This window comes from Micromonospora sp. NPDC049645 (assembly GCF_040675155.1).
In the GTDB taxonomy this organism is placed as follows: Bacteria; Actinomycetota; Actinomycetes; order Mycobacteriales; family Micromonosporaceae; genus Micromonospora.
In genome coordinates, this window is the sequence record NZ_JBFAOI010000002.1 from 525,620 (window position 1) to 549,626 (window position 24,007).

Genomic DNA, 24,007 nt, shown 5'->3' on the forward strand with positions numbered 1-24,007 from the left:
TCAGGAAGGGAGCGCCGATGAGCCCGAAGGCTGCCCAGGGCGACGCGAGTGCGACGTCGCGCATCGAGAGCCTCGACGTCAAGCTCGAGGTGATCGTCATCCCGGTCTCGGATGTCGATCGGGCGAAGGCGTTCTACCAACGACTCGGGTGGCGGCTCGACCAGACCCCACCGGGCATCGTCCAGTTGACCCCGCACGGCTCCGCGTGCTCCGTGCAGTTCGGCCCCGGGCTCACGCCCGCGGCACCCGGCTCGGCCATGGCGTACCTGATCGTGTCCGACGTCGAGGCGGCCCGCGACACCCTGGTCGCCGCCGGTGTCGAGGTCGGCGACGTCTTCCACCTCAGCCCGGACGGCCCGGTCGACGGACCGAACCCCGAGCGGCGCAGCTACGTCTCGCGCGCCACGCTGCGCGACCCGGACGGCAACACCTGGCTGATGCAGGAGATCACCACCAGGCTCCCCGGACGCATCGAGGGGGGCCTGACCTCGTTCGGCTCGGCGAGCGATCTGGCGAGCGCGCTGCGCCGGGCGGCCGCCGCGCACGGTGAGCACGAGAAGCGCACCGGGGAGCGGGACGACAACTGGCCCGACTGGTACGCGGCGTACCTGGTGAGTGAGCAGTCGGGCGCGACGCCGCCGCAGTGAACCGACCTGTGCGTGGGCGCCCGCAGGCGATCCTGGCACGCCCGCGAGGCGGACCGCTGGCGGACCGCCGGCTGGTCAGCGCAGCCCGCGGACGAGGTTGTCGACCAGGGTGCGGGCGAAATCCTCGGTGAGCGGCAGGTCGCCGATGAGAAGCCGGTGGTAGCAGGCGCCCCAGAGCTGGTCGACGACGGATTCGGGGTCGACGTCGGCGCGTAGCTGCCCACGGGCCATGGCCCGGGTGAGGGTCTCGACGGCGAGGGCCCGGCGGGGGGCGGAGTAGCGCTCCCGGTAGGCGGCGGCCAGCTCCGGGTCGGTCTGCGCCTGCCCGATGAGTTGGCTGATGACCCGCCCGGCGGTGGTGTCCCGCACCAGGTGGACGAAGGCCACGAGTTGGTTGGTCAGGTCCGCGACGATGTCGGCGGTGTCGGCGAAGGCCAGGGTGGGCGCGACGACGGTGAAGTAGCCGTCCAGGGCGAGCGCTCCCTTGGAGGGCCACCACTTGTAGATGGTCATCCGGCTGGCCCCGGCGCGGGCGGCGACCTTCTCGATGGTGAAGCCGGCCATGCCCTCGGCCAGCAGCAGATCACCGGCGGCCGTGAGGATCTCCGCCCGTACCTGCTCGGCGGGGCGACGGCCGCGACCACGCCGCGCCGGCGTGCGGGGATCCGGCGTGAGTTCGACCACTGGTCCTCCCGGTTATATGGACAGGCTGTCTACTCGATGGTTATATGGACACAGCGTACACAGCGGTGCCCCGGACACCATGACGCACCGCGACGACGACCGAAGGGGACGAGGACATGACGGGTCTACGACGGCGACGGTTGGGTGCCTCCGGGCCAGAGGTGTCGATCATCGGGCTCGGCGCGATGGGCATGTCGGACCTGTACGGGCCGGCCGACGAGGCGGAGAGCATCGCGACGCTGCACGCCGCGATCGATGCCGGCGTCAACCTGATCGACACCGGGGACTTCTACGGGTCGGGTCACAACGAGATGCTGATCGGCCGGGTGCTGCGGGAGCGTCGCCGCGACGACGTGGTGCTCAGCGTGAAGTTCGGCGCGCGCAGGGCACCGGACGGCTCCTTCCAGGCGGCACCGTACGACGTGTCGGCGGCGGCGGTGAAGGACCGGCTGGCGTACTCGCTGCGCCGGTTGGGCACCGACCACATCGACATCTACCGGCCGTCCCGGCTGAACCCGCAGGTGCCGATCGAGGAGACCGTGGGCGCGCTGCTCGACATGCAGCAGGCCGGCTACATCCGGCACATCGGGCTCTCCGAGGTGGGCGCGGACAGCATCCGTCGGGCCGCGGCGGTGGCGCCGATCAGCGACGTCCAGATCGAATACTCGCTGCTGTCGCGCGGCCCGGAGGCCACCATCCTGCCGACGCTGCGTGAGCTGGGCATCGGGCTGACCGCCTACGGGGTGCTGTCCCGAGGTCTGCTCAGCGGCCACTGGTCGGCGGAGCGCGAGCTGACCGGCACGGACTTCCGGGCGAACAGCCCACGGTTCCAGGGCGAGAACCTGGCCGCCAACCTGCGCCTCGTGGACGCGCTCGGCCGGGTCGCGCAGCGCCTGGGGGCGACCACCAGCCAGGTGGCGATCGCCTGGGTGGCGGCGCAGGGCGAACACATCGTGCCGCTGGTCGGGGCGCGGCGGCGGGATCGGCTGACCGAGTCGCTGGCCGCTGTCGACGTGGTGCTCGACCAGGCCGCGTTGGACGAGATCGAGCAGGCCGTGCCGGCCGGGTCCGCCTCCGGCCAGCGGTACGCGAGCCCGATGATGGCCCTGCTGGACAGCGAGAGGTAAACCTCAGGAAGCCGCCGCGATCAGCGCCGACTGCGCCCCGCCGCCGATGCGCGCGGTCGCGATCCCGAGATCGGCGTACGTGGGCTCGGGCACCTGGGACTCGTCGGAGTGCACGAACTCGCACTCCACGGCTTCGGCGAGCGGGGTCAGGTCGGTCGGGGCGATCATCGGCCGGTCATCGCCTGGTCCGCTCCCAGGCCCGTACCAACTGCATCCGGTTGTGGATTCCCAGCTTGTGGTAGATGGAGCGGAGTTGGGTGTCGACGGTGTGGAAGGAGACGAAGAGGCTGGTGGCCGCCTCCTTCTTCGTGGCGCCGGCGGCGAGCATCTCGGCCACCCGCTCCTCGGCCGGGGTGAGTGTCTCGATACCCCGGCCCGGCGGCTCGTCGATCGACGGCCGGTGGCGCGGCGTGGTGGCGAGGTCGGCGCAGCGCCGGTCGGCTGTCGCCTGGTCGCCAGGAGCGCCGATCCGGGCGTAGAGGGCCGCCGCCTCGTGCGCGGCGTCCTGGGCTTCCCCGGTTCGCAGCCGGGGGTTGTTCGCCAGGTCGAGCAACGCGTCGGCCAATGCGGGTCGGGCGGCGGTGGTGCGCAGCCGGCCGACCGCCGACCGGAGCGCGTCCGGGTCGCCATCGCGCAGGCCCCTGCTCTGGTCGGCCAGCGCCTGCCACAGCGGCACCGGCGTACGGGTGGCGACCAGCTCGACCAGTTCGGTGACCCGGCCGGCGGCCCGGGTGTCGCCGGCGGCCACCGCCGCGCGTACCAGTCGGGGACCGAAGTGCGGCACCGGCAGGAGGGGTCGGACCGACCGGTGCAGGTCGGTGACGACTCTGGTGAGCAGGCCCGCCGGCACGCTGAGGGCGGGGTCGCGAACCGCGACGCAGCACGCGGGCGTCCACATCGTACGGTCGGGCCACCGATCCTCGTTGAGGCACGCGCGGAGGACGGCACGTGCGTCGTCGTGTTCGCCCCGGCGGTAGCGGACCTCGCCGATCACCGCGACCAGCAGGGCGCGTACCTCCCGACTGATCTCCGCCGAGCCCGAGCTGAGCGTCGTGACCGCCAGCGCGGCCGCCTCGGGCAGCTCTCCCACCGCCACCATCCGCAGGCAGTCCAGCGCGGTCAGCCCGGTGAGTGACACGCCGATCTCGTCGGGCACCTGCCGGGCCGAGGTCCGCGCGTCCTGATGCCGGCCCAGGCCGAGCTGCACGAGGATCCGTTCGGCGCGGATGGACGGGGCGTCGGCCCGCGCCGCCCACGAGTCCGGATCCAGGGCCGCCAGCAGGGCCTGGGCGCCCGGTAGGTCGCCGTGCGCGAGCGAGCGGGCGGCCCGACCGAGGGCGAGGTGGCGAGCCGACGACTGGTCACCCGCTGCGGCGTGCGCGCTGCCCGCGTCTCGGAGCAGGGCGTCGGTGTCCGGGTGTCCCGTGCGGGCCGCGATCGTGGCGACCAGGGCCAGCAGGGTGCTGCGACTGCGGGCGTCGAGTCGGAGGTGCGCTGCCTCCCGCAGACCGGCGAGGGCGATGGTCGGTTGCTCCAGTGCCACGATCTGCGCCAGGCGACCGAGTAGCTGGGCGCGGTGGCGCTCGCCGCTGCGACTGGTGGCGATCTCCGCCGCCAGGATGTGCATCGCTTCCATGCCGCGCCCGGCGAGCCGGAGCTGATCCGCGGTGGCGAACAGTCGGTGCCGCCGTTGCTCGCTGTCGGCGGCGATGTCGTCGGCCGGGAGTGCTCCGGCGTTGAGGGATGACTCGGACAATGGCGTTCTCCCCGGTCGTTACCCGGCGCGTCGAATTGCCGTCCTGCGACCGAGCCTAGCCACGGCGGCAGGTGGGGGCGACCGGTTCGATGAACCGGCGGGATTGCGCGGATTGGTCCACGGCGTCCGGCATCTGACTGCTGGTAATGGCGCGATCACGTGATGCGACGGCCGGTGCTCGCCGTCGATCATCGAATCATGGCCCAGCTCACCGCACTTCCCGGCCTGCGTCGGCTCCGGGTCGTCCTGCTGATGTTCGTCCTCTTCGCCGGCACCGGGGCGGGTGGCCACGCACCCACGTGGACCCGCCTGGTGCTGGTGGCGACCGCGACGGCGATGCCGGTCGCGATCGCGATCCAGCACGGCTGGCCCGGGGTGAGTGCCCTGCTGGGGCTCTCGTCCTGGCTGCGGCTGCGGGACGGGTCCGTTCCCGCGCCCAATCCGATCCAACCCGAGTGAGGAGACAGCGATCATGGCGAACAGCGATCCCCAGCCGCGGCGCGGCGACCAGGGCGCCGCGCCCCTGGCGGGGCGTAACGTCGAGCTGGAACGGCAGAACCCGGACCTTCTGGTGCCGCCGACGACCGACAGCCGGCTGGTGCCCAATCTCAAGTTCTCCTTCTCCCAGGCGCACACCCGGGTGGAGAAGGGCGGCTGGACCCGCGAGGTCACCAGCCGCGACCTGCCGATCGCCAGCCAGCTGTCCGGCGTCCAGTTCGGTCTCGAACCCGGCGCGTATCGAGAGATCCACTGGCACCAGCAGTCGGAGTGGGCGTACATGCTCAGCGGCAGCTGCCGGATCGCCGCCGTCGACCACGAGGGACGCAACTTCATCGAGGACGTCAAGGCCGGCGATCTGTGGTTCTTTCCGCAGGGCGTGCCGCACAACATCCAGGCGCTGGAGGACGGCGCACAGTTCCTGCTGGTCTTCGACGACGGAGCGTTCTCGGAGAACAACACGTTCCTGCTCAGCGACTTCTTCGCGCACACACCTCGGCACGTCCTGGCCAAGAACTTCGGCTGGACGCCGGAACAGATGGAGAACCTGCCCGAACGGGAGAAGTACATCTTCCAGGGCGACGTCCCACCACCCCTGCAACAGGACCGGGTGGTCAGCCCCACCGGCGACATCCCCCGAAGCTTCAAGCACCGGATGCTCGCGCAGACCCCGCAACGTTTCCGTGGCGGAACGGTCCGGATCACCGACTCGACAAACTTCGCCGCCTCCACGACCATCGCCGCAGCCCTGGTCGAGGTCGAGCCGGGTGGGATGCGCGAGTTGCACTGGCACCCCACCACCGACGAGTGGCAGTACTACATCTCCGGCACCGGACGGATGGGTGTCTTCGCGTCGCAGGCCGCCGCCCGCACGTTCGACTTCCAGGCCGGCGACGTGGGTTACGTCCCGTTCGCGTACGGCCACTACATCGAGAACACCGGTGACCAGCCGCTGGTGTTCCTGGAGATGTTCCGCCATCCCCGGTTCGAGGACATCTCGGTGATGCAGTGGATGGCCAACACGCCCCACGAGGTCATCGCGGACACGCTCAACGTGCAGACGTCGATCGTCGACAGCCTGCCGAACACCAAACAGGTCGTGCTCTGAACACGGTGACCGGCCTCGACCCGCCAGGCCGGTCACCGTGCGGTGGTGGGTCAGCCGGTCAGCGCCGGGCCGCCCGTCGACGGAGCGACAGGCCGACCGCCGCCGCGAGCAGGGCGGCCAGCACGGCACCCGCGGCGAGGAGGCCCGCGCGAAGGCCGCCGTCCGCCGTCGCGCCGACGGCGTCCGCCGAGGTGCCGGCGTCGCCGACCGGCGCGGCGCTCCCCATCGGGTCGGCCACCGAGAAGGGGTACGACCCCTGGAGCGGATGCCCGTCGGTGGAGACCACCCGATACGCGACGGTGTACGTCCCGTTCGGCAGCCTGCCGGTCACCGAGATCGTGCTCGTCGTGTCGACCACGACCGGGACGCCCGTGGGAACCCGACGCTTGGCGGCGTCGGTGACCACGACCGTGGCGAACGCCGGGTCCAGCCGCGCCGAGAATTCGAGCGAAACCTCGGTCGGCGCGGCGGGCAGGGCCGCGTCCCGGGCCGGCGACGAGGACCGGAGCGTGTTGTGCGCCCACGCCGGGCCGGCCGGCGCGAGCAGCGCCAGCAGGGCGGCGAACGCCGCGACACCGAGTCGTGCCACGCGGCTCATCCGAGCACCTGCTCGCCGATCCACCCGTCCGGTTGACAGCCGGGCGGGATGGCGAAGACGGCGGACCCGATCGGGGTGGTCCATTCGTTGAGCAGGTCCCGGTCGGCGAGGCGGCGCTGGATCGGCAGGAACTGCCGGGCGATGTCCGCCTGGTACGAGGCGAAGATCAGGCCGCTGTCGGCGTGACCCTCCGCGGTCGGCGCACCGTCGTAGTTGTAGGGCCGGCGCAGGATCCTCTGCCGGTCGTCGCCGACGTGGGCGCGGGTCAGGTGGGAGAAGTCCGGGATGACGGTGAGGCCGTCGGCGTCGGTGGCGGCGAAGTCGGGCTCGTCGTGCTCGGCGGCGCCGGTGAGCGGGGCGCCGGTGTCGAGGCGACGGCCGACGGCGACCTCGCGGTCGGCGCGGCCGAGCAGATCCCAGGTCTCCAGGTTCATGCTGATCCGCCGCAGCACCAGGGTCGTGCTGTCGCGCAGCCACGCCGGCCCGTCCGGCACCCAGACGGCGGTGTCCAGCGGTGTGCCGGGCCGGGGGTTGGCGGTGCCGTCGAGCTGACCGAACAGGTTGCGTTGGGTGCGACCGCCCGGCTCGACGCCGGGACTGCGCCGGAAGCCCCGCTGGACCCACCGAACGGTGGCGAAGGGCCGGCTGTCCTTGATCAGGACCCGTTGGGCGTGCGCCACGGTGATCGCGTCGTCGGCGCAGACCTGGAGCAGCAGGTCGCCGCCGGACCAGGCCGGCTGGAGCCGGTCGATGCGGAACGCGGGTAGCTCGGTGACCGACGCCGGCCGCCGGTCGTCGACCCCGGCGGCACGGTAGAGGCCGGGGCCGAAACCGAAGGTCACGGTCAGCCGGGCCGGCAGCAGACCGAGTTCGGCCTCGGTGTCGGCCAGGGCCGGCTGACCCTGGGTGAGCCGGGCCGCGTCGTCGGTGAGCAGCCGCAGCATCCGACCCAGCGCGGCCCGGTCGGTGCCGGCCCGCAGGGTGAGCGCCACGAACGACCCGTGCGCCTGCGGTTCGGTGGCCACCCCGGCCTGCCTTGCACCGTGGAACGGCTCGACCATGGTGCCGACCTCGGTGGCCAGCGCGGCCTCGGTCAGCCCGCCGTCCCGGTCACGGGTCACGGCCACGCCGGCGAGCACACCCCCGGCGGCGAGGACCCCGCCGGTGAGCAGGCCACGGCGGCGCACCGGGCGAGGTGTCGGTGCCGAGGTCATGCGGCCGGGCTCATGCTCATCCCCGGCGTCGGGCTGGCCCCGTGACCGGGCGCGTAGCTCTCCTGAGCACCGGTGAACGGCTTGGCCACCGCCGAGAAGGTCTGGGTCCGACCGTCGGCGAACGTGAGCGTGAAGGTCAACTCGTCACCGGCCCGTACCGGCTGCTTCACGTTCATCAGCATCAGGTGGTCACCACCGGGCTCCAGCACGTGGGTGCTCTTCGCCTTGACGACCACACCGCCCGGCTTGGCCCGCATGACCATCTTGCCGTTCTCCATCGCCATCTCGTGCAGCTCCATCGGGGACAGCTCGCTGGCAACGCCGGTGATCGTCACGTCGGTGTCCGCGTCGTTGACCAGGGTGGCGAACGCGGCCGTCATGCCATCGTCGGCGGCCTTCACCCACGGATCGCGGATGCCGACCACTCCCGCGGTCGCGCCTGCCGATGCCACCGCCGACGGGCTCGGGGTCGCCGGTGGCGAGTCGTCCGACGACCCGCAGGCCGTGACGACGGCAGCCAACAGCGTGGCGGTGGCGACGACGGCGGCCGAGCGGCGGTACCGGCCGACGAGGGTGGTGCTGAGCATGAACGGTCCCTTCGATCACGGGTGTGGCGTCCGGGTGGTCGGCCACGTCAGCCGAAAAGTTCCGGCGAGGCCGATGCACGACGCCACCGAAGCCGCCCGGCGGACAGCCCGGTCCGATAGCGTTCTCGTGACGACTCGATCACGGAGAGTGTGGATTGTCATGCGGGCTGCGGTGCTGCGGGAGTTCGACGTCCCGCTGACGGTCGAGGAGATCGACCAACCCACTCCCGGTGCGGGGGAGGTGCTGGTGCGCGTCGTCGCCAGCGGGGTCAACCCGCTCGACACGAAGATTCAGGCAGGAAAGGCTGCGCACGCGCGGGTCAAGCCGCCCACGGTGCTCGGTCTGGACCTGGCCGGAGTCGTCGCGGCGGTCGGTGCGGAGGTGACCGGCTTCGCGCCCGGCGACGAGGTGTACGGGCTGTGCGGGGGCGTCGGTGACCTGCAGGGCTCGCTGGCCGGGTACGCCGCCGTGGACGCCCGATTGTTGGCCGTTAAGCCGAGGAGCCTCTCGATGCGGGAGGCCGCCGCGTTGCCACTGGCGGCGATCACCTCCTGGGAGGGGTTGGTCGACCGGGCCGGGGTCCACGCCGGGCAGAAGGTGCTGGTGCACGGCGGCGCCGGCGGTGTCGGCTACGTGGGTGTGCAACTCGCCCAGGCGCGCGGCGCCGAGGCGTACGCCACGGGCGGGCCGGCGAGCCTGCGGGTGATCGAGAGTCTGGGTGCCGTGCCGATCGACTACACCGCGACCGACGTCGAGGAGTACGTCGAGAGGTACACCGGCGGCGAAGGGTTCGACATCGTCGTCGACAACGTCGGTGGCGCGACGCTCGACGCGTCGTTCGCGGCGGTGCGCACCTATTCCGGGCACGTGGTCAGCGCGCTGGGCTGGGGCACACACTCGCTCGCCCCGCTGTCGTTCCGCGGCGCTACCTACTCCGGGGTGTTCACCCTGCTGCCGATGCTCACCGGGCGGGGCCGCGAACACCAGGGCGAGATCCTGCGCGAGATCGCCTCGCTGGCCGACGCCGGCGCGCTGCGCCCCCGACTGGACCGGCGCACGTTCACCCTGGACACGGTCATGGACGCCCACCGCCTGGTCGCCGGCGGCACCGCCGAGGGCAAGGTCGTCGTGGACATCGCCGACTGAGCGGAGCGGTTCGTAAGGGTCGAAGTGGTCAGTCGTTGATACTCCCGGGATAGCTGGCATTCCCTGGCGTCTCGGTTCGCCTAACGCCATGTCTGTGAGCGCTGCGGGTCGATGTGGAGCGGTGCGGGTGAGCCTTCCGGATCGCCGGCAACCTGACCTGGTGTCCCACGGGCAACAGATAGAGCAGCAGCGCCCCACTCATCGCGAGACCGAAGGTGACCAGTTCCAGGACGATCGCGATACCGATATGGAACGCCAGCCCGGCGACCAGTAGTACGCGGCGCAGCCCGGGAGGCAACAGCCGGGCCACGGTCAGAGCGAACTCCAACACCAGCACCGACCAGGTGAATAGCGTCACCCCCACTGCGGAACTGGTAGCCGCCTCGGCCAGCGGACGCAGGAAATCAGGCGGCTCGTACCCGGGTGTGCGGAGCCAGTAGAACATCGCCGTACCGTCGGCCCACTCGGTGACGCCAAGCTTCGCGATGCCGGCGTGCAGGTACACGATGGCGACCTGGAGCCAGACGAGGACCAGAGCGGCGTGCGCGACCACCCGGCCGGCGCCGATCGCGGTGCCGGCCGGTGGTGGTTGCCAATGCCACCGCCGGGGGTCGGTGAGGGCCATCGGGAGCAGCAACAGGCTGAGGGTGGCGGTGATGTGGTCACCGCCGTCCAACGCGGACAGGTTTGCGATCACGCTCCAGGAGATGTACCAGTGCGGCAAAGCGGTCCACCGGGGGCGCCAGCCACTGGCCACCACGACCAGCACGGCGATCCCTATCCACCCGGCGAGCTGCCCCTGCCTGGCGGGTAGGACGCACCAGATGCCGGCGGCGGCCGGCCCGGTGCAGTCCTCGGCGCTGTCCATCGACAGTAGGATCGCCGGCGGGTTGACCAGTAGGGTGGCGCAGGTACCGGTGGCCAGCAGCGTACGGGCCAGCCCGAATCCGCTCGACCAGGGCGCGACGGCCAAGGCGGGTCGGCAGCGCCGGCCGATCCGGGCCAGCCACCGGTCTAGCAGGTCACCGTGAGCCGGGCCGCCCGGGACGGGAGCACGGTCGGCAGGTCGTTCCAGGCCCATGGCAGTACCTCCTGAAGGACGATCCCGATGTCGCCGCAAAGCGTGCGTACGTTGGCGGTGTTGGCTACCGCGGTGGCCGGGGCGGCGGCCAGGCAGGTGGAGGGTTCGCCGTCACACTTGGTCCACGCGGGCCCGTCCAGCCGGCGGGTGAGCAGCGAGATCTCCGCGCTGCGGGCACGGTCCCGCTTGTCCAGGCCAGCCGGGCCACGGCTGCTGCCCGAGGCGAGCCGCCACCGGCCGTCCCGGTCCGTGGTGTAGGCCACCGGGCTGGGCTGGCGGGGGTCGCGGGTGAAGAACGCCCAGCCCTCCGGTACCAGTGCGCGGGCCACCGTCCGGCCGGGTGGGGCCGGCATCGCGGCTACCGGCAGCACCGCCCGGGTGAGGTAGCCCACGAGGAGCATGGCGACCGCCGCGATCGCGACGATCCACCGTCCCAAGCGCGTGTCGTCCACTGTGAACTACCCTGCTCGCAGGTCACGGGCGATGACCGCGATGAGCTGATCCTGCACCAGTTTGGCCCGTGGCGCCGGGTTGCCGGCCATGTCCCAGGACCAGTCGGCGAAACCGCCGGCGAAGATGGCCCGGATGGTACCGACCTCCAGCGGGGTCCGGTTGTTGTTGTCCATGTCGATGTAGGAGTCGGCGCGGACGACCTCATACGCGTTCGCCAGCAGGGCATCGTTGACCAGGAGTACGGCGGAGTCCACGGTCTCCTTGCCGAATGTCCGGTTGAACACCTCGCGGGCCAGCGCGACGAGGGTGACCAGCCCTTCGCGCACCGCGACCGGGTTACCGCTCTGTATCCGCTGCACGATCATCGCGTCGGACCAGGTGCCCCGACGGGTCAGCTCCGAACTGAGCGCGCCCTGGGCCTGCCGCAGCGCAGGCGTCCACCGTGTCGGCGGGCGCTCCAGGTAGACCAGCCGGTAGGCGGCCGGCCCGTCGTTGAACAGGATCGCATCGGAGAGTTCCGTGGCCCGGTACCGCGGCGGCGGGGCCGGCCAGCCGGAGTCGGCCTGGCCGCGCGCCCCGAAGCCGAGGGACACCGTTGCCAGGGCCAGCACGAGCAGGCCGAGCCAGACCTTGCGGTGTTTCATGACTACCTCCCGCAAATCAAAGCGACTTTTCAGGAGCACCCTGCGCCTGACCGTCCCCGATCGATCCCCAGTTCGTCCCCGGCGACGTCTGGCCCGGCACCGAGACACCATGGGACCGGTTCCGCAAGTCATCGACAACCGCCTATGCAGACGTTCGTGGCGGTGTGACAATCCAAAGCACCACGGCTCGTTCGGCTGGCGGCCGAGCCGTCGGCCGCGCAGGGGCCAATGGGACGGCTCGGCTGGCACGGACGAGGGCGGGAGGTACGTGAGGTTCGAGGTACTGGGTCCGCTCAGAGTGCAACTCGACCGTGGCCGAATTTCTCTGGGCGCATCACGGGAGCAACGTATCCTGGCCGCCCTGTTGCTCGACGCGAACCGGGTGGTGCCGGTGTCCCGGCTGGTCGAGGCGATCTGGGACGAGCATCCGCCCACCAGCTCGGTCAAGGTGGTCCGCAACTGCGTGTCGATGCTGCGTAAACAGCTGGCGACGGCGGGCGAGATCGTCACCGACTCCGGCGGGTACTCCCTGCGCGTCCCGGACGACGAGATCGACCTGCGGGTCTTCGTCGACCGGGCACGGCAGGGCCGCCGGCTCGCAGCCGTCGGAGAGTTGACGAGCGCGGTCGTCCACCTGCGGGAGGCGCTGGCGCTATGGCGCGGGCCCGCCTTCACCGGAGTGCCTGGCCGGCTGGTCGAGGCGGCGGCGGCCCAGCTCAACGACCAACGCCGCAGCCTCCAGGAAGAATGCCTGTCACTCGAACTCACGCTGGGCGGCGGAGTCGAACTCGTGGACGAGATCGCCGACCTGGTCGCGGCGGAGCCACTGCGCGAACGGGCCCACGGGCAGCTCATGCTCGCCCTGTACCGGGCAGGCCGCCGGACCGAGGCGCTCCGGACGTATCACCAGGTACGCCGACTGCTGGTGGGTGAACTAGGGATCGAGCCAGGACCGGAACTGACCGAGCTGCACCGGGCAATCCTCAACGCCGACCCGCGACTGGCGCCGGTAACGGCGCCCGCGGCCATCTCCCGGCCGGGGCCCAGCCGGCCGGCGGCACCGACCACGACCAAGCCGGTTCCGGCGCAGCTACCCGCGTCGCCGTACGCCTTCACCGGACGCACTGCTGAGCTTGACGAGTTGTGCGGGCTGCTAGACGCGGCCACTCGGGCCGGCACGGCCATGGTGGCAGTCCTATCCGGCATCGCGGGCGTGGGAAAAACGGCCCTGGCGGTCCACTTCGCCCGCCTCGTGGCCGACCGGTTTCCGGACGGCCACCTCCACGTCGATCTGCGCGGTTTCCATCCGACCGGTCCGCCGCTTGACCCCGGTGAGGCGGTTCGTGGTTTCTTGGACGCGTTCGAGGTGCCAGCACAGCACCTGCCCGAGGGTCTCGCCGCCCAGTCGGCGTTGCTGCGCACGCTGCTGGCCGGGCGTCGGGTCCTGCTGTTGCTGGACAACGCCCGCGATAGCAAGCACGTCCGCCCGCTGCTGCCGGGTGGACCCGGCTGCCTCACCCTGATCACCAGCCGCAGCAGGTTGACCGGCCTGGTGATGACCGAAGGAGCACATCCGATCACCCTGGACCCGCTGCCGCTCGGCGACGCGCACAGTATGTTGGTCCGCCGCCTCGGCGCGGCCCGGCTCACCGCCGAGCCGGCGGCCGTCACAACGATCACGGCCCGGTCGGCGGGGCTACCCTTGGCGCTCGCCATCGTGGCGTCCCGGCTGGTCGATCACCCACACTTCTCCCTGCGAGCCATCGCCGAGGAGCTGGACCTGGCCCACGGAGGTCTGGAGGCTTTCACGGGCATGGACGCTGAAACTGACGTCCGCTCGGTCTTCTCCTGGTCATACCGCGCCCTGAGCAGTCGGGCCGCGCGCCTGTTCCGACTGCTCAGCATGCATCCCGGCCCGGATGTGGGTGTGGTTGCTGCGGCCAGCCTCACCGGTGTTCCACCCCCGCGGGTACGCCCGCTGTTGGCAGAGCTGGCGCACGCGCACATGGTCACCGAACACACGCCGGGCAGGTACGCCATGCACGACCTACTCCGCGCCTACGCCATGGAACGGACGGACATCGAGGAGGACCGCGCCGAGCGGCTGGCGGTGACGCACCGAATGTTCGACCACTACCTGGCCAGCGCCCATCTTGCCGACCTGCGGCTGCACCCACACCGTGATCCGATCCGGTTACCAGCGACGGTCGTGGGCGTGACCGTAGCGGTGATCGATGACCGCGAGGCCGCCTGGACCTGGTTCAGCCAGGAGTATCCGGTGCTGCTCGATCTTCTGCGACGGGCCGGTGGCGACGGGTACGACGTCCACGCGTGGCAGCTCGGCTGGGCCATGACCACCTTCCTGGACCGGTGTGGCCGTTGGCATGACCAGGCGATCGTCCAACAGCTCGCGCTGGAGGCGGCCCGCCGGGTTTCGGACCGGGACGGGGAGGCTCGCGCGCACCGCAACATCTCCATCGCCCTCCTGCGTCGGGGTCTACACGGCGAGGCCCGCGACCACCTGTGGCACGCGGTGCGGCTTTACCGCGGGCTCGGTGATCAGGTGGGGCAGGCCCGCACCCTGCTCAACCTGGGTACGGTCGCCGAGCATCGGGGCCAGCCCCGGCTCGCCCTGCGCTACGCCGAACAGGCGCTGCGGCTGTTTCGGGCGGCCGGGCACCGATCCGGGCAGGCGAATGCCCTGAACAACGCGGGCTGGTACCACAGCCAGCTCGGTGACCACGAGCTTGCGCTGCAGCACTGCCAGCGGGCGCTGCTGCTGCAACAGGAGGCCGGTGACCGCTACTGGCAGGCGCACACCTGGGACAGCCTCGGGTGCGTGCACCACCACCTGGGCCAGTATCCGGAGGCCACCGAGTGCTACCGACAGGCCCTGTCGCTCTGGCGCGAGGCGGGCGAACGCTACTACGAGTCGATGACGCTTACCCACCTCGGCGACACCCATCTCGCTGTGGGCGAACGGTCGACGGCGCGTGGGGTGTGGCGCGAGGCGCTGGACATCATTGTGGAGTTGGGCCAGGACGCCGACCGCATCCTGGAGAAGATCCGGACGGTGACGACTGGGTGAGGCTGGCCAGGACGCGTTGTCTGCGCCGGTCGTCTGGCTGTTGACCCCGTTCCGGACTGCGTATGCCTGCATCTGGACGTGCCGAGTTGCGCGCGCGCCTGATCACGGCAGCAGCGATGCCGACGACAGCGTCTGCGGGCCGTGGGGCATCCGGTCGCCAGGCTCGCCCTCTGGTCGCTGTTCCTCGTGGCACCATGTTGCGCTATGGATCATCAGGGGCGGTTTCGTCGTGCAGCGCTCACGCTGGGCATCCCGGACAACGAGGTCAGCCGGTTTATCCAGCACCTCCGTTTGTCGATCCGGTTGAGCGGAGCATCAAGCGTTGTTCCGGTCGGGCAGTTCGGTGGGTTGCCCCGGCTGCCGGTGGGCATGGACTGGCCGTCCGACGGGGTCAGTCCGTTGCCGTTCATCTTCTCGGTCGACTGTGCGGCGCTGCCAAGAGTCGACGGCTTCGGCCTGCCGGCAGACGGCTCGCTGCTGTTCTTCCTGAACCACGAGCAGGCCGCTGCCACCGGGGAGCGAAGGTACGGGCGAGTCGTGTATGTGCCGGCCGGCACCGATACCGAGGTGGGGACAGGATCCACTGACGACGCGTTCGTCGGCGAGCAGTACGACGTCGGCGCCACGCTGCGCGCTGAGTTCCCCGATTGGTTCGGGGCGGGCGAGGAGGACAAGGAGGACCAGGACGACGAGGACGACCTGTCGCCCTTCCAGCAGCAGTTGGCCCGTGACCTCGAGCGTGACCTTCCGCACCTGGACGAACTCTGTGCTCTGGCCAACGAACTCTGGCCGCCTGACAACGGGTACGCCAGCGCCTGTATCGGCGGGTATGCCGACGAGGAGGTAATCAAGAGTATTGCTGAGCAGACCCTCGCGTGGCGCGAGAAGACCGGCGAGATCGTCATCCCGGTCGCGAAATGGTATTCCCATGTGGAAAATGAGGCGCACCGGCTGACGAGTGAGTGGGTGTCGCTCGCCCACTTTCCCGTAGACAACGAGCTCTATTACCGGAGTGACGGGAGTTTCGTGATCCGTCACGACGACCTGGCCGCTGGTCGGCTGGACGAAGCACTTCCCGTGGCTGAGCTGATCCCATAGAACACCGGCGGCGTCGGGTACGGTCACGATCCGCGTTGCCGGCGATGCCGGCGACGCCGACGATGCCGACGATGCCGACGTCAGATGCTGGGCATCGCTGTTGTCGAAGTGAGTGTGCTGTTCGGACGTTGCGATAGCGGGGATGCCCCGCGATGCAGTGGCCGTTCGTGCTCCCTCCGGCCTCCGGAGGGCGCTCGTGTGGCTTGTTCGGCTCTGCCGGTCGCGGGGGCGTGGCTCGGGACTGCAAGCGGGCGATGTAAGCGCCCCGCCGGTGCGGCACCAGTGCCATTGCACCATAGTCAGATCATCTTTATATTGGCGGTCATGTCGAAGGCCATGCGAGAGCCGACGTTCTGGATCCTGACCGCGCTGGTCGATCAACCACGGCACGGGTACGGCGTGATCCAGGCGGCCGAGTTGCTCTCCGAAGGCCAGGTCAGGTTGCAGGCCGGCACCCTCTACGCGGCGCTGGACCGGTTAGCCGCCCAAGGGCTGGTCGCGATCGACAGAGAGGAGATCGTTGAAGGGCGTCCTCGGCGCTACTACCGCCTCACTGACGGCGGCGCGGCGGCACTCGCTGAGGAGACAGCGCGATTGGCCCGCAACGCCAGCACCGCATCGCGACTATTGAACGCCTCGCGGCCTGGCCCGGCGTTCGCATGAGCCGCCGCCTCGCCACCCCATATCGCCTGCTGCTGCGCGTCTACCCGAAGGGCTCACGTCGCGGAGAACTGGCAGACACGCTGCTCATGGCTGCCGAGGCCGGACACGTCCGGCCCGGCCCTATCGAGACGCTCAACCTGCTTCGGCAAGGCATGCGGGCCCGACTCGGTCGCCCACTCAGCAGGGGCGTGGTCGTGCTGGCTATCTTCGCCTCAATCTTCTCCGGCTTTCTGAGCGCGTCGCTGGCGAACCGTATTGGTTGGGAGGCGGCGCCGGCGCTACCAAGCGGCGCCGCGTGGACTCAGCTCGCCGAGATGCTCACCCCAGGCTTATCGGCACGAGGGTACGAAAGGTCGGACGTCCCCTTCCGCAACAACGGTGGTGAGACCGATGCGGCGTCGGTCAGCTACAGCACCGATCGAACGCCTGCGACCGAGGACGTCGACGCCTATCTAGCCGGCCTGCGGCAACGCCTGGAGGCGGCCGGCTGGACCGTCACCGACACCTACTCGACCAGCCCGACCAACATCGAAACTGGCGCCCGGCAAAACAACTCGCAGGCGTTGACCGCACGCAACGACGCACTCGTGCTGTCGTTCGAGGACTACTTCGACGCAGCGTACGCCGAAGGCGGGCTCAGGGTCTCGATCTACCGGGCGGAACCACCCTGGCTCACCGGTTCGACGCTCGCCGTCGGCCTGCTCGGCATGCTGGCTGGATGGCTGCTAGCCGGCTGGGCCAGCCGCCGTCTCGAGCACCGTCCGTTGGCAGCCCCTCTCGCTGCCACCACCGCCATCGTTGGTCTCGTCTTGCTGATCCCCGCCTGGCTGCTCGGCAGTCTGCAATACCTGGGCACACTGTCCGGTACGGCCGTGCCCGACTCGCCGTTCTGGCGTGGCCTGGTGCCCACGGACGAGTTTGGCGGCATGGCCTACCCCGCCGGGGCGGCGATAACAGCAACCATCGCCGTGGCCGTGCTCTGCCCGCCCCGGCCTGCACCCGCCACCGACCCCGGTTCAGCAGGCACGGCCACGGCATGACAAAACGTAGCTGCCTCGGGCTGTCCCGACGCCGCTGCACCACCCGTCCTCGGACCATCGCAACAGTCCACACGGGCGGGGATCCCCGTCGGCCGGGAGAGCGATCTCGGGCCGGCCGGTGCCCGACCTACGGATCGGAGGGACGTACCGGATGGGACTACGAGCGGACGTTGGTCGACGGTGACACGAAACGAATCTGCGCGTACTTCTGAGATTCCGAGCGGACCGTACGGTTCGGCCTCGCCGACCATCTGTACGGGTGGACGAGCAACGCGAGTGGCGGGCCGCGCAGCCGCCCCTGCTGGCCGGTCGCCGGCTGGTCGACCCGGTGGTCACCACGTTCGGCAGGACCTCGCGGTGGTGACGACCCGCTTCGGGTACGCCGGCGGCGCGCCCACCGGGCGGCAGACCCAGACCTGGGTACGCCCACCCGTCGGCTGGCGGATCGTCACCGCCCACGTCTCCGTTCCGGACTGCGCGGCTCGGGGAGTTAGTTGATTCGGTGGGCGCTGTAGATGTACGTCGGTGGTGAGCCAGCAGCCCGGTACCACAGGAGGCCGGCCGCACTGGTGCAGCGACCGTTCATCGCATAGGTGTAGTCCGAGTAGGCGTACCCAACTAGCGGGGATGTGCTGCTGTAGCCGGAGCGGAACGGTGACCCGTCCGCGAACCGCATCAGGATGGTCGAGGTGGTCGTGCAACCGGCGGCGAGCGCCGGACTCGGCACGGCCAGCACGCCGAGCGGGAGCATGGCGGCTGTTGCCAGCGCCAGCAGTGATCTCCTCAAGACCTTGCCTCGCTTTCTCCGTTGGGCTGTGGTCGGCACTGAGCGTATGGGCGCCAATTCGGCAATCGCCACGGTCGGGGTGTTCGCGCTTGTCCGAGGTTGTACGAGCACTCATTACCGCCGGGGCGGATCTCCTGACGTTCCGGCGTCCAGGGGCCCGAGCGACATCCGGGCGCGCTTCGGTGGGTAAGCGGGCTGACCCGGTGTCTTCGGAGGAACAGCGCGAACGGCCGACCGGGTCGACAGCTACCAGCCCGGAGGTGCGCGGCCATGGAGGTCGCAATCAGACACTTCCCCTAGGGCCGCACACGCGGATGAACATCGCCGGACGGAGCGCCCCAGAACTTACAAGCAAGGGGGCATGTGTTCGTTTGTTCAGCGTCGCTGCCCCGCGGCTCTCTCGACTTCACGAAGGACGAGGTTGAGGGTCTGCGAGCGGCGGTTGGTCGGTAGTGCAACCCATGCTCGTCGGGCGTGTGCCAGTCCGCTGGGTCCGTCGCCGGCTTCGGCCAAAATACGGCATCGACCTGCGGCGCGGCGAGTCGTCACCGAGGTTGCCCAACGGCGAGACGCCCCTACGACGATCACCGACTTCGCCATTGGCCTCGGCCTGGTTTGAGCGCCGATGCCCTGAGGGGTTCAGAAGTGCAGCAGCGAAGTACAGCAACGGTGCCAGCCGAACCGAGCCGGGAGGCGTGCCAGCAGGCTGCCTGACCTCGATGCCAGCATCGCGCGAAGATTCCGTTGGAGTAGGCGTGCCGACCAGGATGACCAACACGAGCTACCGGGCGGATTGACGGGTGACCGCAGGGCAGGCGAGGTGATCAACGAGCTGTTCATGCCACGGTCCGGTGCTGAACACCCCAGCGGACCTGCCCGTTAGCGCGCGCTCGGCAGGGTGTGCGGGAATTCCTCGGCCATGATTCCGGAGCGCTTCTTGTCCCTGCTCACACGTTGTCGACGAAGCGCGGCGACCGTCCTTGCGCTGGCGGCGTTGGCCGTTGCCGCATCCGTCATCGCCGCGCCGGCCTCGGCGGCGGCGCATCCGTCCGGTGATCCGCAGACCGTGTCGATCGCACGCGACGAGCAGCGGCCCGAGGTCGTCCGGGTCCGGTGGCGCGTCGGCGGACCTGACGACCTGACACTGCTCGGTGTCTCACTGGGCCTGCTGCCGCCCGACCGTGTCCTGCTCGACGGCGCGGTCGACTACCGCAGCACGGACCCCGCGCTGCTCGCGTCGTCCGAGACCTTCTCGGCGTACGTGCTCCGGCAGATCACGGTGGCCGACGGGGCGCGTCGCTGCGTCGGCGCGGTGACCGAGTCGAAAGCCCTGGCGCGGGCCGGGGTGACCGTCGACTACACCTGCCCGCAGCCGGTCGAGAGGGTCACCGTCGCGGTACGGATGCTGACCGATCTCAACCCGGCGTACCGCGCGACGGCCACCGGTCCTGGCGGCCAACACGCGGTGTACGGCTCGGGCGAGGACTCCCACGACTGGACCCTGGTCGGCGCGCCGGCCCCGAGCAGCACCGACCCGGGCCGCAGCGCCGAGCCCGGCCCCGGTGCCAAACCTGGCCGCGGTGCCATTGTCCCGGTCGTCTCCCTCACCGGCGGCGCACTACTTGTCGCCGCCGTGGCGCTGCTGCTGGCCGCCCGGCGACGGCGGGTCGTGGCCTGAGCGCGAACGTCAGCGGCGGCCGGCTAGGGTTCCGGGATGTTCCGCGTCGTCCTGTTGATCGCTGCTGTGGTGCTCGCCGCGGATCAGCTCACCAAATACTGGGCCGAGGCCGCGCTGTCCGACGGGCAGACCGTCGCCATCCTCGGGGACCTGCTGCAACTTCGACTCGTGTACAACCCGGGTGCCGCCTTCTCGATCGGCGCCGCGTACACCTGGATCTTCGCGGTGTTCGCGGCGGCGGCGGTGGTCGCGGTGACGGTCGTGGCGCGGCGGGTCGGCTCGCGCGCCTGGGCGGTGGCGTTGGGGCTGGTGCTCGGCGGCGCGACGACGCATCTTTTGGACCGTCTGTTCCGTGAGCCGGGGTTCGCCCGGGGGCACGTGGTGGACTTCATCGACTACGCCGGGTTCTTCGTCGGCAACGTCGCCGACATCGCGCTTGTGGTCGGGGTGGGCATCGTCATGCTGCTCAACGTGCGCGGCGTTCCGCTGCGGGAGCCGGCGGGCGAGACCCACGAGCAGGTGTCGTCAGGATCCTGAGCCGACCAGGACGACCTCCAGCCGGCGCGGGCCGTGCACGCCCTCGACGCGGTTCAGCTCGATGTCGCTGGTGGCGGACGGGCCGGAGATCCAGGTCTGCGGCGCGCGCGGGTCCAGTCGGCTCACCGCCTCCGGCAGCAGGCCGACGACCTGGTCGGTGCGGACCACGCAGATGTGCCGGTCGGGTACCAGGGTGAGCGCGCGCCGCCCCTGCGTCGGACCGGCGTCGAGGATGATGGTGCCGGTGTCGGCGACCGCCACGGCGCAGCCGGTCAGGACCGCGTCCAGCTCGTCGAGTGTGGCAGCTGACAGCGGGGGCGCGTCGCGGTGCAGCTGCCCGGCGTAGCCGGCCAGCCAGTCGGCGGGAATGTCGGTGGGCACGGCGAGCCGGTCGATCCCGCCCAGCAGCCGGGGTAGGGCGTCGATGCCACGGTGGACGATCGCCCGGTAGTCCACCAGGCGGTCGACGAGGGTGCCGATCAGGTCGGGACGCTCGTCGACCCGGCGGTACCGGCGGGGCACCTGCACCGGCGGCGGGTCGTCGGCCAGGGCCGTCCGGAGCCGCGCCAGGATCTCGTCGCGTGCGGTCACTGCTTTCCCCACCATTCCCGGAAGGTCTGCGACGCGGGCAGCGGCAGGTCGCGCGACCGGGTCCACGCCGACGCGGGCCAGGGCAGTCGCCGCAGCGTGCGGGCGCCGGTGCGTCGTTCACGGTACGCCCCGAGCGGCCCCGCGCCGGTCCGGGCCAGGCGCAGGGCGGCGGCCCAGCGCCGAGGGCTGCGCATGACCCAGGACAGGACGCGCATGGCGGCCCGTTCGGCCGGCGGGTGCGGTGCCTGCTGACGGAGGTGGACCAGGATCTCCGGAATGTTGATCTTCACCGGGCACACGTCGTAGCAGGCGCCGCAGAGGGTCGACGCGTACGGCAGCGAGGCGTTGTCGGCCACGCCGGTCAACTGCGGCGACAGGATCGCGCCGATCGGCCCCGGATACACCGAGCCGTAGGCGTGCCCACCGGCCCGCTCGTACACCGGGCAGACGTTGAGGCACGCGGAGCAGCGGATGCAGGACAGCGCCGGGCGCCCAACCGGGTCGGCGAGCACCGCGGACCGGCCATTGTCGACGAGCACGACGTGCACGTCCTGCGGGCCGTCGCCGGGGGTGACGCCGGTCCACATCGAGGTGTACGGGTTCATCCGCTCCCCGGTCGAGGAGCGCGGCAGCAGTTGCAGGAAGACCTCCAGGTCGCTGAAGGTCGGCAGCAGCTTCTCCACACCGACGACGCTGATCAGCGTCTGCGGGAGGGTGAGGCACATCCGCCCGTTGCCCTCGGACTCCACCACCACCAGCGTGCCGGTGTCCGCGACGGCGAAGTTCGCGCCGGAGACGGCGACCCGGGCCGAGAGGAAACGCCGTCGCAGGTGGGCGCGGGCCACCTCGGCGAGCGCCGCCGGCTCGTCGCTCAGGTCGGCCGGCGCGTCGGGCATCCGGCGCTGGAAGATCTCCCGGATCTGCGCCCGGTTGTAGTGGATCGCCGGCACCAGGATGTGCGAGGGCGTGTCCTCGCCGAGCTGCACGATCAACTCCGCGAGGTCGGTCTCGTACGCGGCGATCCCGGCGGCCTCCAGCGCCTCGTTCAGCTCGATCTCCTGCGTCGCCATCGACTTGACCTTCACGACCTCGTCGGCCCCGGCGGCCCGGGTCAACGCGACCACGATCCGGCACGCCTCGGCCGCGTCCCGGGCCCAGTGCACGGTGGCGCCGGCGGCGGTGGCGGACGCCTCGAACTGCTCCAGCAGCTCCGGCAACCGACGTTGGACATCCGCCTTGATCGCCGAGCCGGCGTCGCGCAGCGCCTCCCAGTCGGGCACCTCGTCGACGACCCGGCCCCGCTTGGCGCGGATGGTGCGGGTGGCCCGGTGCAGGTTGGCGCGCAGTTGCGCGTCGGCGACGGCCGGCCTGGCGGCGGTGGGGAACGGCAGCGGCGTGCGGATCCGCCCGCCCCCGGTGGCGGGTGCGACCGGATGGCTCATGAGCTGGCTCCCGTCTCGGCGAGAATCTCGGCGTAGTGCACGGCCCGTACGCCCGCCCGGTGGCGGTCCAGCCCGCCGCCGATGTGCGCCAGGCAGGAGTTGTCGGCGGCGGCGAGCACCCGCGCGCCGGTGTCGCGGACCCGGGCGCACTTGTCGGTGAGCATCGCGGTGGAGACGTCCGGGTTCTTCAGGGCGAACGTGCCGCCGAAACCACAGCACTCCTCGGCGTCGCCCAGCTCGACCAGGTTGATCCCACGTACCTGGCGCAGCAGGGTCAGCGGTCGGTCGCCGAGGCGCAACATCCGCAGGCCGTGGCAGGTGGGGTGGTAGGTGACCGTCTCCGGGAACTCGGCGCCGACGTCGGTGACCCCGAGGACGTCGACGAGCAACTCGGACAGCTCGTACGTGCGGGCGGCCACCGAGGTGGCGGGCGGGTGCAGGCGCGGGTACTGCTCGCGGATCATCGCGGTGCACGACCCGGACGGCACGACGATTGCGTCGTAGGAGTCGAAGAGGTCGACATAGGTGCGCACCATCGGCATGGCCTCGGCCCGGTAACCCGTGTTGGCGTGCATCTGCCCGCAGCAGGTCTGGTCGGCGGGGAAGTCGACGGTGTGGCCGAGGCGCCGCAGGATGCGGGTGACCGCGATGCCGGTGGCCGGGTACGCGAGGTCGTTGACGCAGGTGATGAAGAGGGCGATCCGCACGGCGGCTCCTCGGATGGGTCGGGGTGGGTCACGCCGGGTCGCGCGGCGCTCCGGGGGTGGGGAGCCGGTCGAACGCGGGCAGGTGGCGCTCCCGGGCGGCGCTGAGGTGGGCCCGCATCGCCTCGGTCGCGGCTGCGGCGTCACCGGCGGCGATGGCGGCGGCGATGCGCTGGTGTTCGGTGTTGGTGTCCGGCGCGCCGGCGACCGGGAAGTAGAGCCGGTGCAGGTGCAGGTGCGAGTGCAGCCGGGTGATGGTGTCGCGCAGCAGCGGACTGCCGGAGACCTCGGCGATCAGGTCGTGGAACTTCGCGTCCAGCGCGGTGAAGGCCGCGTGTCGGCGATATCCGTCGCCGGCCTCCACGTCGATGCTCGCCGCCGCCTCGGCGCTGATGCGCTGCCGCGCCTCGGCGGACGCGTGGGTGGCGGCCCGGCCGGCGGTGGCGCCCTCCAATAGTTGGCGGACGTCGAACAGGTCGTCGAACTCGGCGCGGTTCAGCAGCGGCGTGGTGGTGTAGCCGGACAGCGGGCGTTTGCGGACCAGGCCGTCGGCCTCCAGCCGCGCGAGCGCCTCGCGCACGGGTGTGGGGGAGACGTCCAACTCCCGGGCGAGCGCGTCGATGTTGACCCGCTCACCGGGGGGAAGGATGTGGTCCATGACCAGCGTCTTTATCGACTCGTAGACGTCCTCGGCGAGGGTGAGTCGACGGGCGGGACGGAGTCGACCCTCGCGAGCTTCCTGCTGGGCCATCTCGTCTCCTCAGCAACCCCTTGACTGTGCCGGTGTGAGCGAGTACACACTAGCAAAGCAACATCCTATAGGAAATAGGTTCCC

26 protein-coding genes are annotated in these 24,007 nt (G+C 70.8%); 12 read left to right on the forward strand and 14 right to left on the reverse strand.

The window, feature by feature from the left end:
• The first annotated feature begins 17 nt into the window (after positions 1-17).
• Complete coding sequence (locus AB0J33_RS07800; RefSeq protein ID WP_363611060.1) at positions 18-647, forward strand: VOC family protein; 630 nt, start codon at positions 18-20, stop codon at positions 645-647.
• A 75-nt stretch (positions 648-722) separates the two neighbouring features.
• Here the strand turns inward: AB0J33_RS07800 and AB0J33_RS07805 are convergent, their stop codons facing one another.
• Positions 723-1,331, reverse strand: coding sequence for a TetR/AcrR family transcriptional regulator (locus tag AB0J33_RS07805; protein ID WP_363611062.1), 609 nt, complete (start codon positions 1,329-1,331; stop codon positions 723-725).
• Positions 1,332-1,447: 116 nt separating this feature from the next.
• Between AB0J33_RS07805 and AB0J33_RS07810 the strand changes: the two genes are divergently transcribed.
• Entirely contained in the window at positions 1,448-2,458 is a 1,011-nt protein-coding gene (locus AB0J33_RS07810; protein ID WP_363611064.1) for an aldo/keto reductase, read from the forward strand.
• A gap of 3 nt (positions 2,459-2,461) precedes the next feature.
• On the opposite strand, the gene AB0J33_RS07815 is transcribed toward AB0J33_RS07810, so the two are convergent.
• Both AB0J33_RS07815 and AB0J33_RS07820 read right to left on the reverse strand, forming a co-directional pair.
• Entirely contained in the window at positions 2,462-2,626 is a 165-nt protein-coding gene (locus AB0J33_RS07815) for a hypothetical protein (RefSeq protein WP_363611066.1), read from the reverse strand.
• 7 nt (positions 2,627-2,633) lie between these two features.
• Entirely contained in the window at positions 2,634-4,214 is a 1,581-nt protein-coding gene (locus AB0J33_RS07820) for a helix-turn-helix transcriptional regulator (protein WP_363611068.1), read from the reverse strand.
• Positions 4,215-4,412: 198 nt separating this feature from the next.
• On the opposite strand from AB0J33_RS07820, the gene AB0J33_RS07825 reads away from it, so the two are divergent.
• Together AB0J33_RS07825 and AB0J33_RS07830 are read left to right on the forward strand one after the other, a co-directional pair.
• The gene (locus tag AB0J33_RS07825; RefSeq protein ID WP_363611070.1) at positions 4,413-4,673 is read left to right on the forward strand and encodes a hypothetical protein; all 261 of its coding nucleotides are present in this window, start codon (positions 4,413-4,415) and stop codon (positions 4,671-4,673) included.
• A gap of 13 nt (positions 4,674-4,686) precedes the next feature.
• Complete coding sequence (locus tag AB0J33_RS07830) at positions 4,687-5,820, forward strand: oxalate decarboxylase family bicupin (RefSeq protein ID WP_363611071.1); 1,134 nt, start codon at positions 4,687-4,689, stop codon at positions 5,818-5,820.
• Between the two features lie 58 nt (positions 5,821-5,878).
• Here the strand turns inward: AB0J33_RS07830 and AB0J33_RS07835 are convergent, their stop codons facing one another.
• Genes AB0J33_RS07835 through AB0J33_RS07845 form a run of 3 tightly spaced genes read right to left on the reverse strand, consistent with a single transcriptional unit; the run spans position 5,879 to position 8,219 of the window.
• The gene (locus tag AB0J33_RS07835; RefSeq protein ID WP_363611073.1) at positions 5,879-6,418 is read right to left on the reverse strand and encodes a copper resistance CopC family protein; all 540 of its coding nucleotides are present in this window, start codon (positions 6,416-6,418) and stop codon (positions 5,879-5,881) included.
• A complete protein-coding gene (locus tag AB0J33_RS07840; RefSeq protein WP_363611075.1) occupies positions 6,415-7,632 on the reverse strand; it encodes a Dyp-type peroxidase in 1,218 nt (405 codons plus the stop codon). The genes AB0J33_RS07835 and AB0J33_RS07840 overlap by 4 nt, the downstream gene beginning before the upstream one ends.
• Positions 7,629-8,219, reverse strand: coding sequence for a copper chaperone PCu(A)C (locus AB0J33_RS07845; RefSeq protein WP_363611077.1), 591 nt, complete (start codon positions 8,217-8,219; stop codon positions 7,629-7,631). The genes AB0J33_RS07840 and AB0J33_RS07845 overlap by 4 nt, the downstream gene beginning before the upstream one ends.
• 160 nt (positions 8,220-8,379) lie before the next feature.
• On the opposite strand from AB0J33_RS07845, the gene AB0J33_RS07850 reads away from it, so the two are divergent.
• Complete coding sequence (locus AB0J33_RS07850) at positions 8,380-9,366, forward strand: zinc-dependent alcohol dehydrogenase family protein (RefSeq protein ID WP_363611079.1); 987 nt, start codon at positions 8,380-8,382, stop codon at positions 9,364-9,366.
• A 28-nt stretch (positions 9,367-9,394) separates the two neighbouring features.
• Here the strand turns inward: AB0J33_RS07850 and AB0J33_RS07855 are convergent, their stop codons facing one another.
• The 3 genes from AB0J33_RS07855 to AB0J33_RS07865 are packed head-to-tail and all read right to left on the reverse strand — an operon-like array spanning position 9,395 to position 11,544.
• A complete protein-coding gene (locus tag AB0J33_RS07855) occupies positions 9,395-10,447 on the reverse strand; it encodes a sporulation-delaying protein SdpB family protein (RefSeq protein ID WP_363611081.1) in 1,053 nt (350 codons plus the stop codon).
• The gene (locus AB0J33_RS07860; protein WP_363611083.1) at positions 10,381-10,899 is read right to left on the reverse strand and encodes an SdpA family antimicrobial peptide system protein; all 519 of its coding nucleotides are present in this window, start codon (positions 10,897-10,899) and stop codon (positions 10,381-10,383) included. Before AB0J33_RS07860 ends, AB0J33_RS07855 begins: the two co-directional genes overlap by 67 nt.
• Before the next feature lie 6 nt (positions 10,900-10,905).
• The gene (locus AB0J33_RS07865; RefSeq protein WP_363611085.1) at positions 10,906-11,544 is read right to left on the reverse strand and encodes a hypothetical protein; all 639 of its coding nucleotides are present in this window, start codon (positions 11,542-11,544) and stop codon (positions 10,906-10,908) included.
• Between the two features lie 109 nt (positions 11,545-11,653).
• Here AB0J33_RS07865 and AB0J33_RS07870 point away from each other — a divergent pair, with 109 nt between their 5' ends.
• From AB0J33_RS07870 to AB0J33_RS07890, 5 genes are all read left to right on the forward strand, one after another.
• Positions 11,654-14,632 (forward strand): BTAD domain-containing putative transcriptional regulator, encoded by a 2,979-nt coding sequence (locus tag AB0J33_RS07870; protein WP_363611087.1) that lies wholly within the window; start codon positions 11,654-11,656, stop codon positions 14,630-14,632.
• 204 nt (positions 14,633-14,836) lie between these two features.
• Positions 14,837-15,730 carry a DUF1963 domain-containing protein gene (locus AB0J33_RS07875; RefSeq protein WP_363611089.1) on the forward strand — a complete coding sequence of 298 codons (894 nt, stop codon included), beginning with the start codon at positions 14,837-14,839 and terminating at the stop codon, positions 15,728-15,730.
• Positions 15,731-16,054: 324 nt separating this feature from the next.
• Positions 16,055-16,393 carry a PadR family transcriptional regulator gene (locus AB0J33_RS07880; protein WP_363611091.1) on the forward strand — a complete coding sequence of 113 codons (339 nt, stop codon included), beginning with the start codon at positions 16,055-16,057 and terminating at the stop codon, positions 16,391-16,393.
• Positions 16,390-17,433 (forward strand): hypothetical protein, encoded by a 1,044-nt coding sequence (locus AB0J33_RS07885; protein WP_363611093.1) that lies wholly within the window; start codon positions 16,390-16,392, stop codon positions 17,431-17,433. The genes AB0J33_RS07880 and AB0J33_RS07885 overlap by 4 nt, the downstream gene beginning before the upstream one ends.
• A 357-nt stretch (positions 17,434-17,790) precedes the next feature.
• Entirely contained in the window at positions 17,791-17,931 is a 141-nt protein-coding gene (locus tag AB0J33_RS07890) for an AtzH-like domain-containing protein (RefSeq protein WP_363611095.1), read from the forward strand.
• Here the strand turns inward: AB0J33_RS07890 and AB0J33_RS07895 are convergent.
• Positions 17,924-18,220 (reverse strand): hypothetical protein, encoded by a 297-nt coding sequence (locus tag AB0J33_RS07895; protein WP_363611097.1) that lies wholly within the window; start codon positions 18,218-18,220, stop codon positions 17,924-17,926. The two genes, AB0J33_RS07890 and AB0J33_RS07895, sit on opposite strands and share 8 nt — an antisense overlap.
• A gap of 994 nt (positions 18,221-19,214) precedes the next feature.
• On the opposite strand from AB0J33_RS07895, the gene AB0J33_RS07900 reads away from it, so the two are divergent.
• Entirely contained in the window at positions 19,215-19,898 is a 684-nt protein-coding gene (locus tag AB0J33_RS07900; RefSeq protein WP_363611099.1) for a hypothetical protein, read from the forward strand.
• Between the two features lie 36 nt (positions 19,899-19,934).
• Positions 19,935-20,435 (forward strand): signal peptidase II, encoded by a 501-nt coding sequence (locus tag AB0J33_RS07905; RefSeq protein ID WP_363611101.1) that lies wholly within the window; start codon positions 19,935-19,937, stop codon positions 20,433-20,435.
• Here AB0J33_RS07905 and AB0J33_RS07910 read toward each other — a convergent pair.
• From AB0J33_RS07910 to AB0J33_RS07925, 4 genes are read right to left on the reverse strand one after another with little or no spacing between them, the layout of a single operon-like run.
• Complete coding sequence (locus AB0J33_RS07910) at positions 20,424-21,026, reverse strand: LUD domain-containing protein (RefSeq protein ID WP_363611103.1); 603 nt, start codon at positions 21,024-21,026, stop codon at positions 20,424-20,426. The genes AB0J33_RS07905 and AB0J33_RS07910 overlap by 12 nt on opposite strands.
• A complete protein-coding gene (locus AB0J33_RS07915) occupies positions 21,023-22,468 on the reverse strand; it encodes a LutB/LldF family L-lactate oxidation iron-sulfur protein (protein ID WP_363611105.1) in 1,446 nt (481 codons plus the stop codon). The genes AB0J33_RS07910 and AB0J33_RS07915 overlap by 4 nt, the downstream gene beginning before the upstream one ends.
• Positions 22,465-23,175 (reverse strand): (Fe-S)-binding protein, encoded by a 711-nt coding sequence (locus AB0J33_RS07920; RefSeq protein WP_363611107.1) that lies wholly within the window; start codon positions 23,173-23,175, stop codon positions 22,465-22,467. The genes AB0J33_RS07915 and AB0J33_RS07920 overlap by 4 nt, the downstream gene beginning before the upstream one ends.
• A 28-nt stretch (positions 23,176-23,203) precedes the next feature.
• On the reverse strand, positions 23,204-23,923 hold the full coding sequence (locus tag AB0J33_RS07925) for a GntR family transcriptional regulator (RefSeq protein ID WP_363611109.1): 720 nt from the start codon (positions 23,921-23,923) through the stop codon (positions 23,204-23,206).
• Positions 23,924-24,007: the final 84 nt, after the last annotated feature.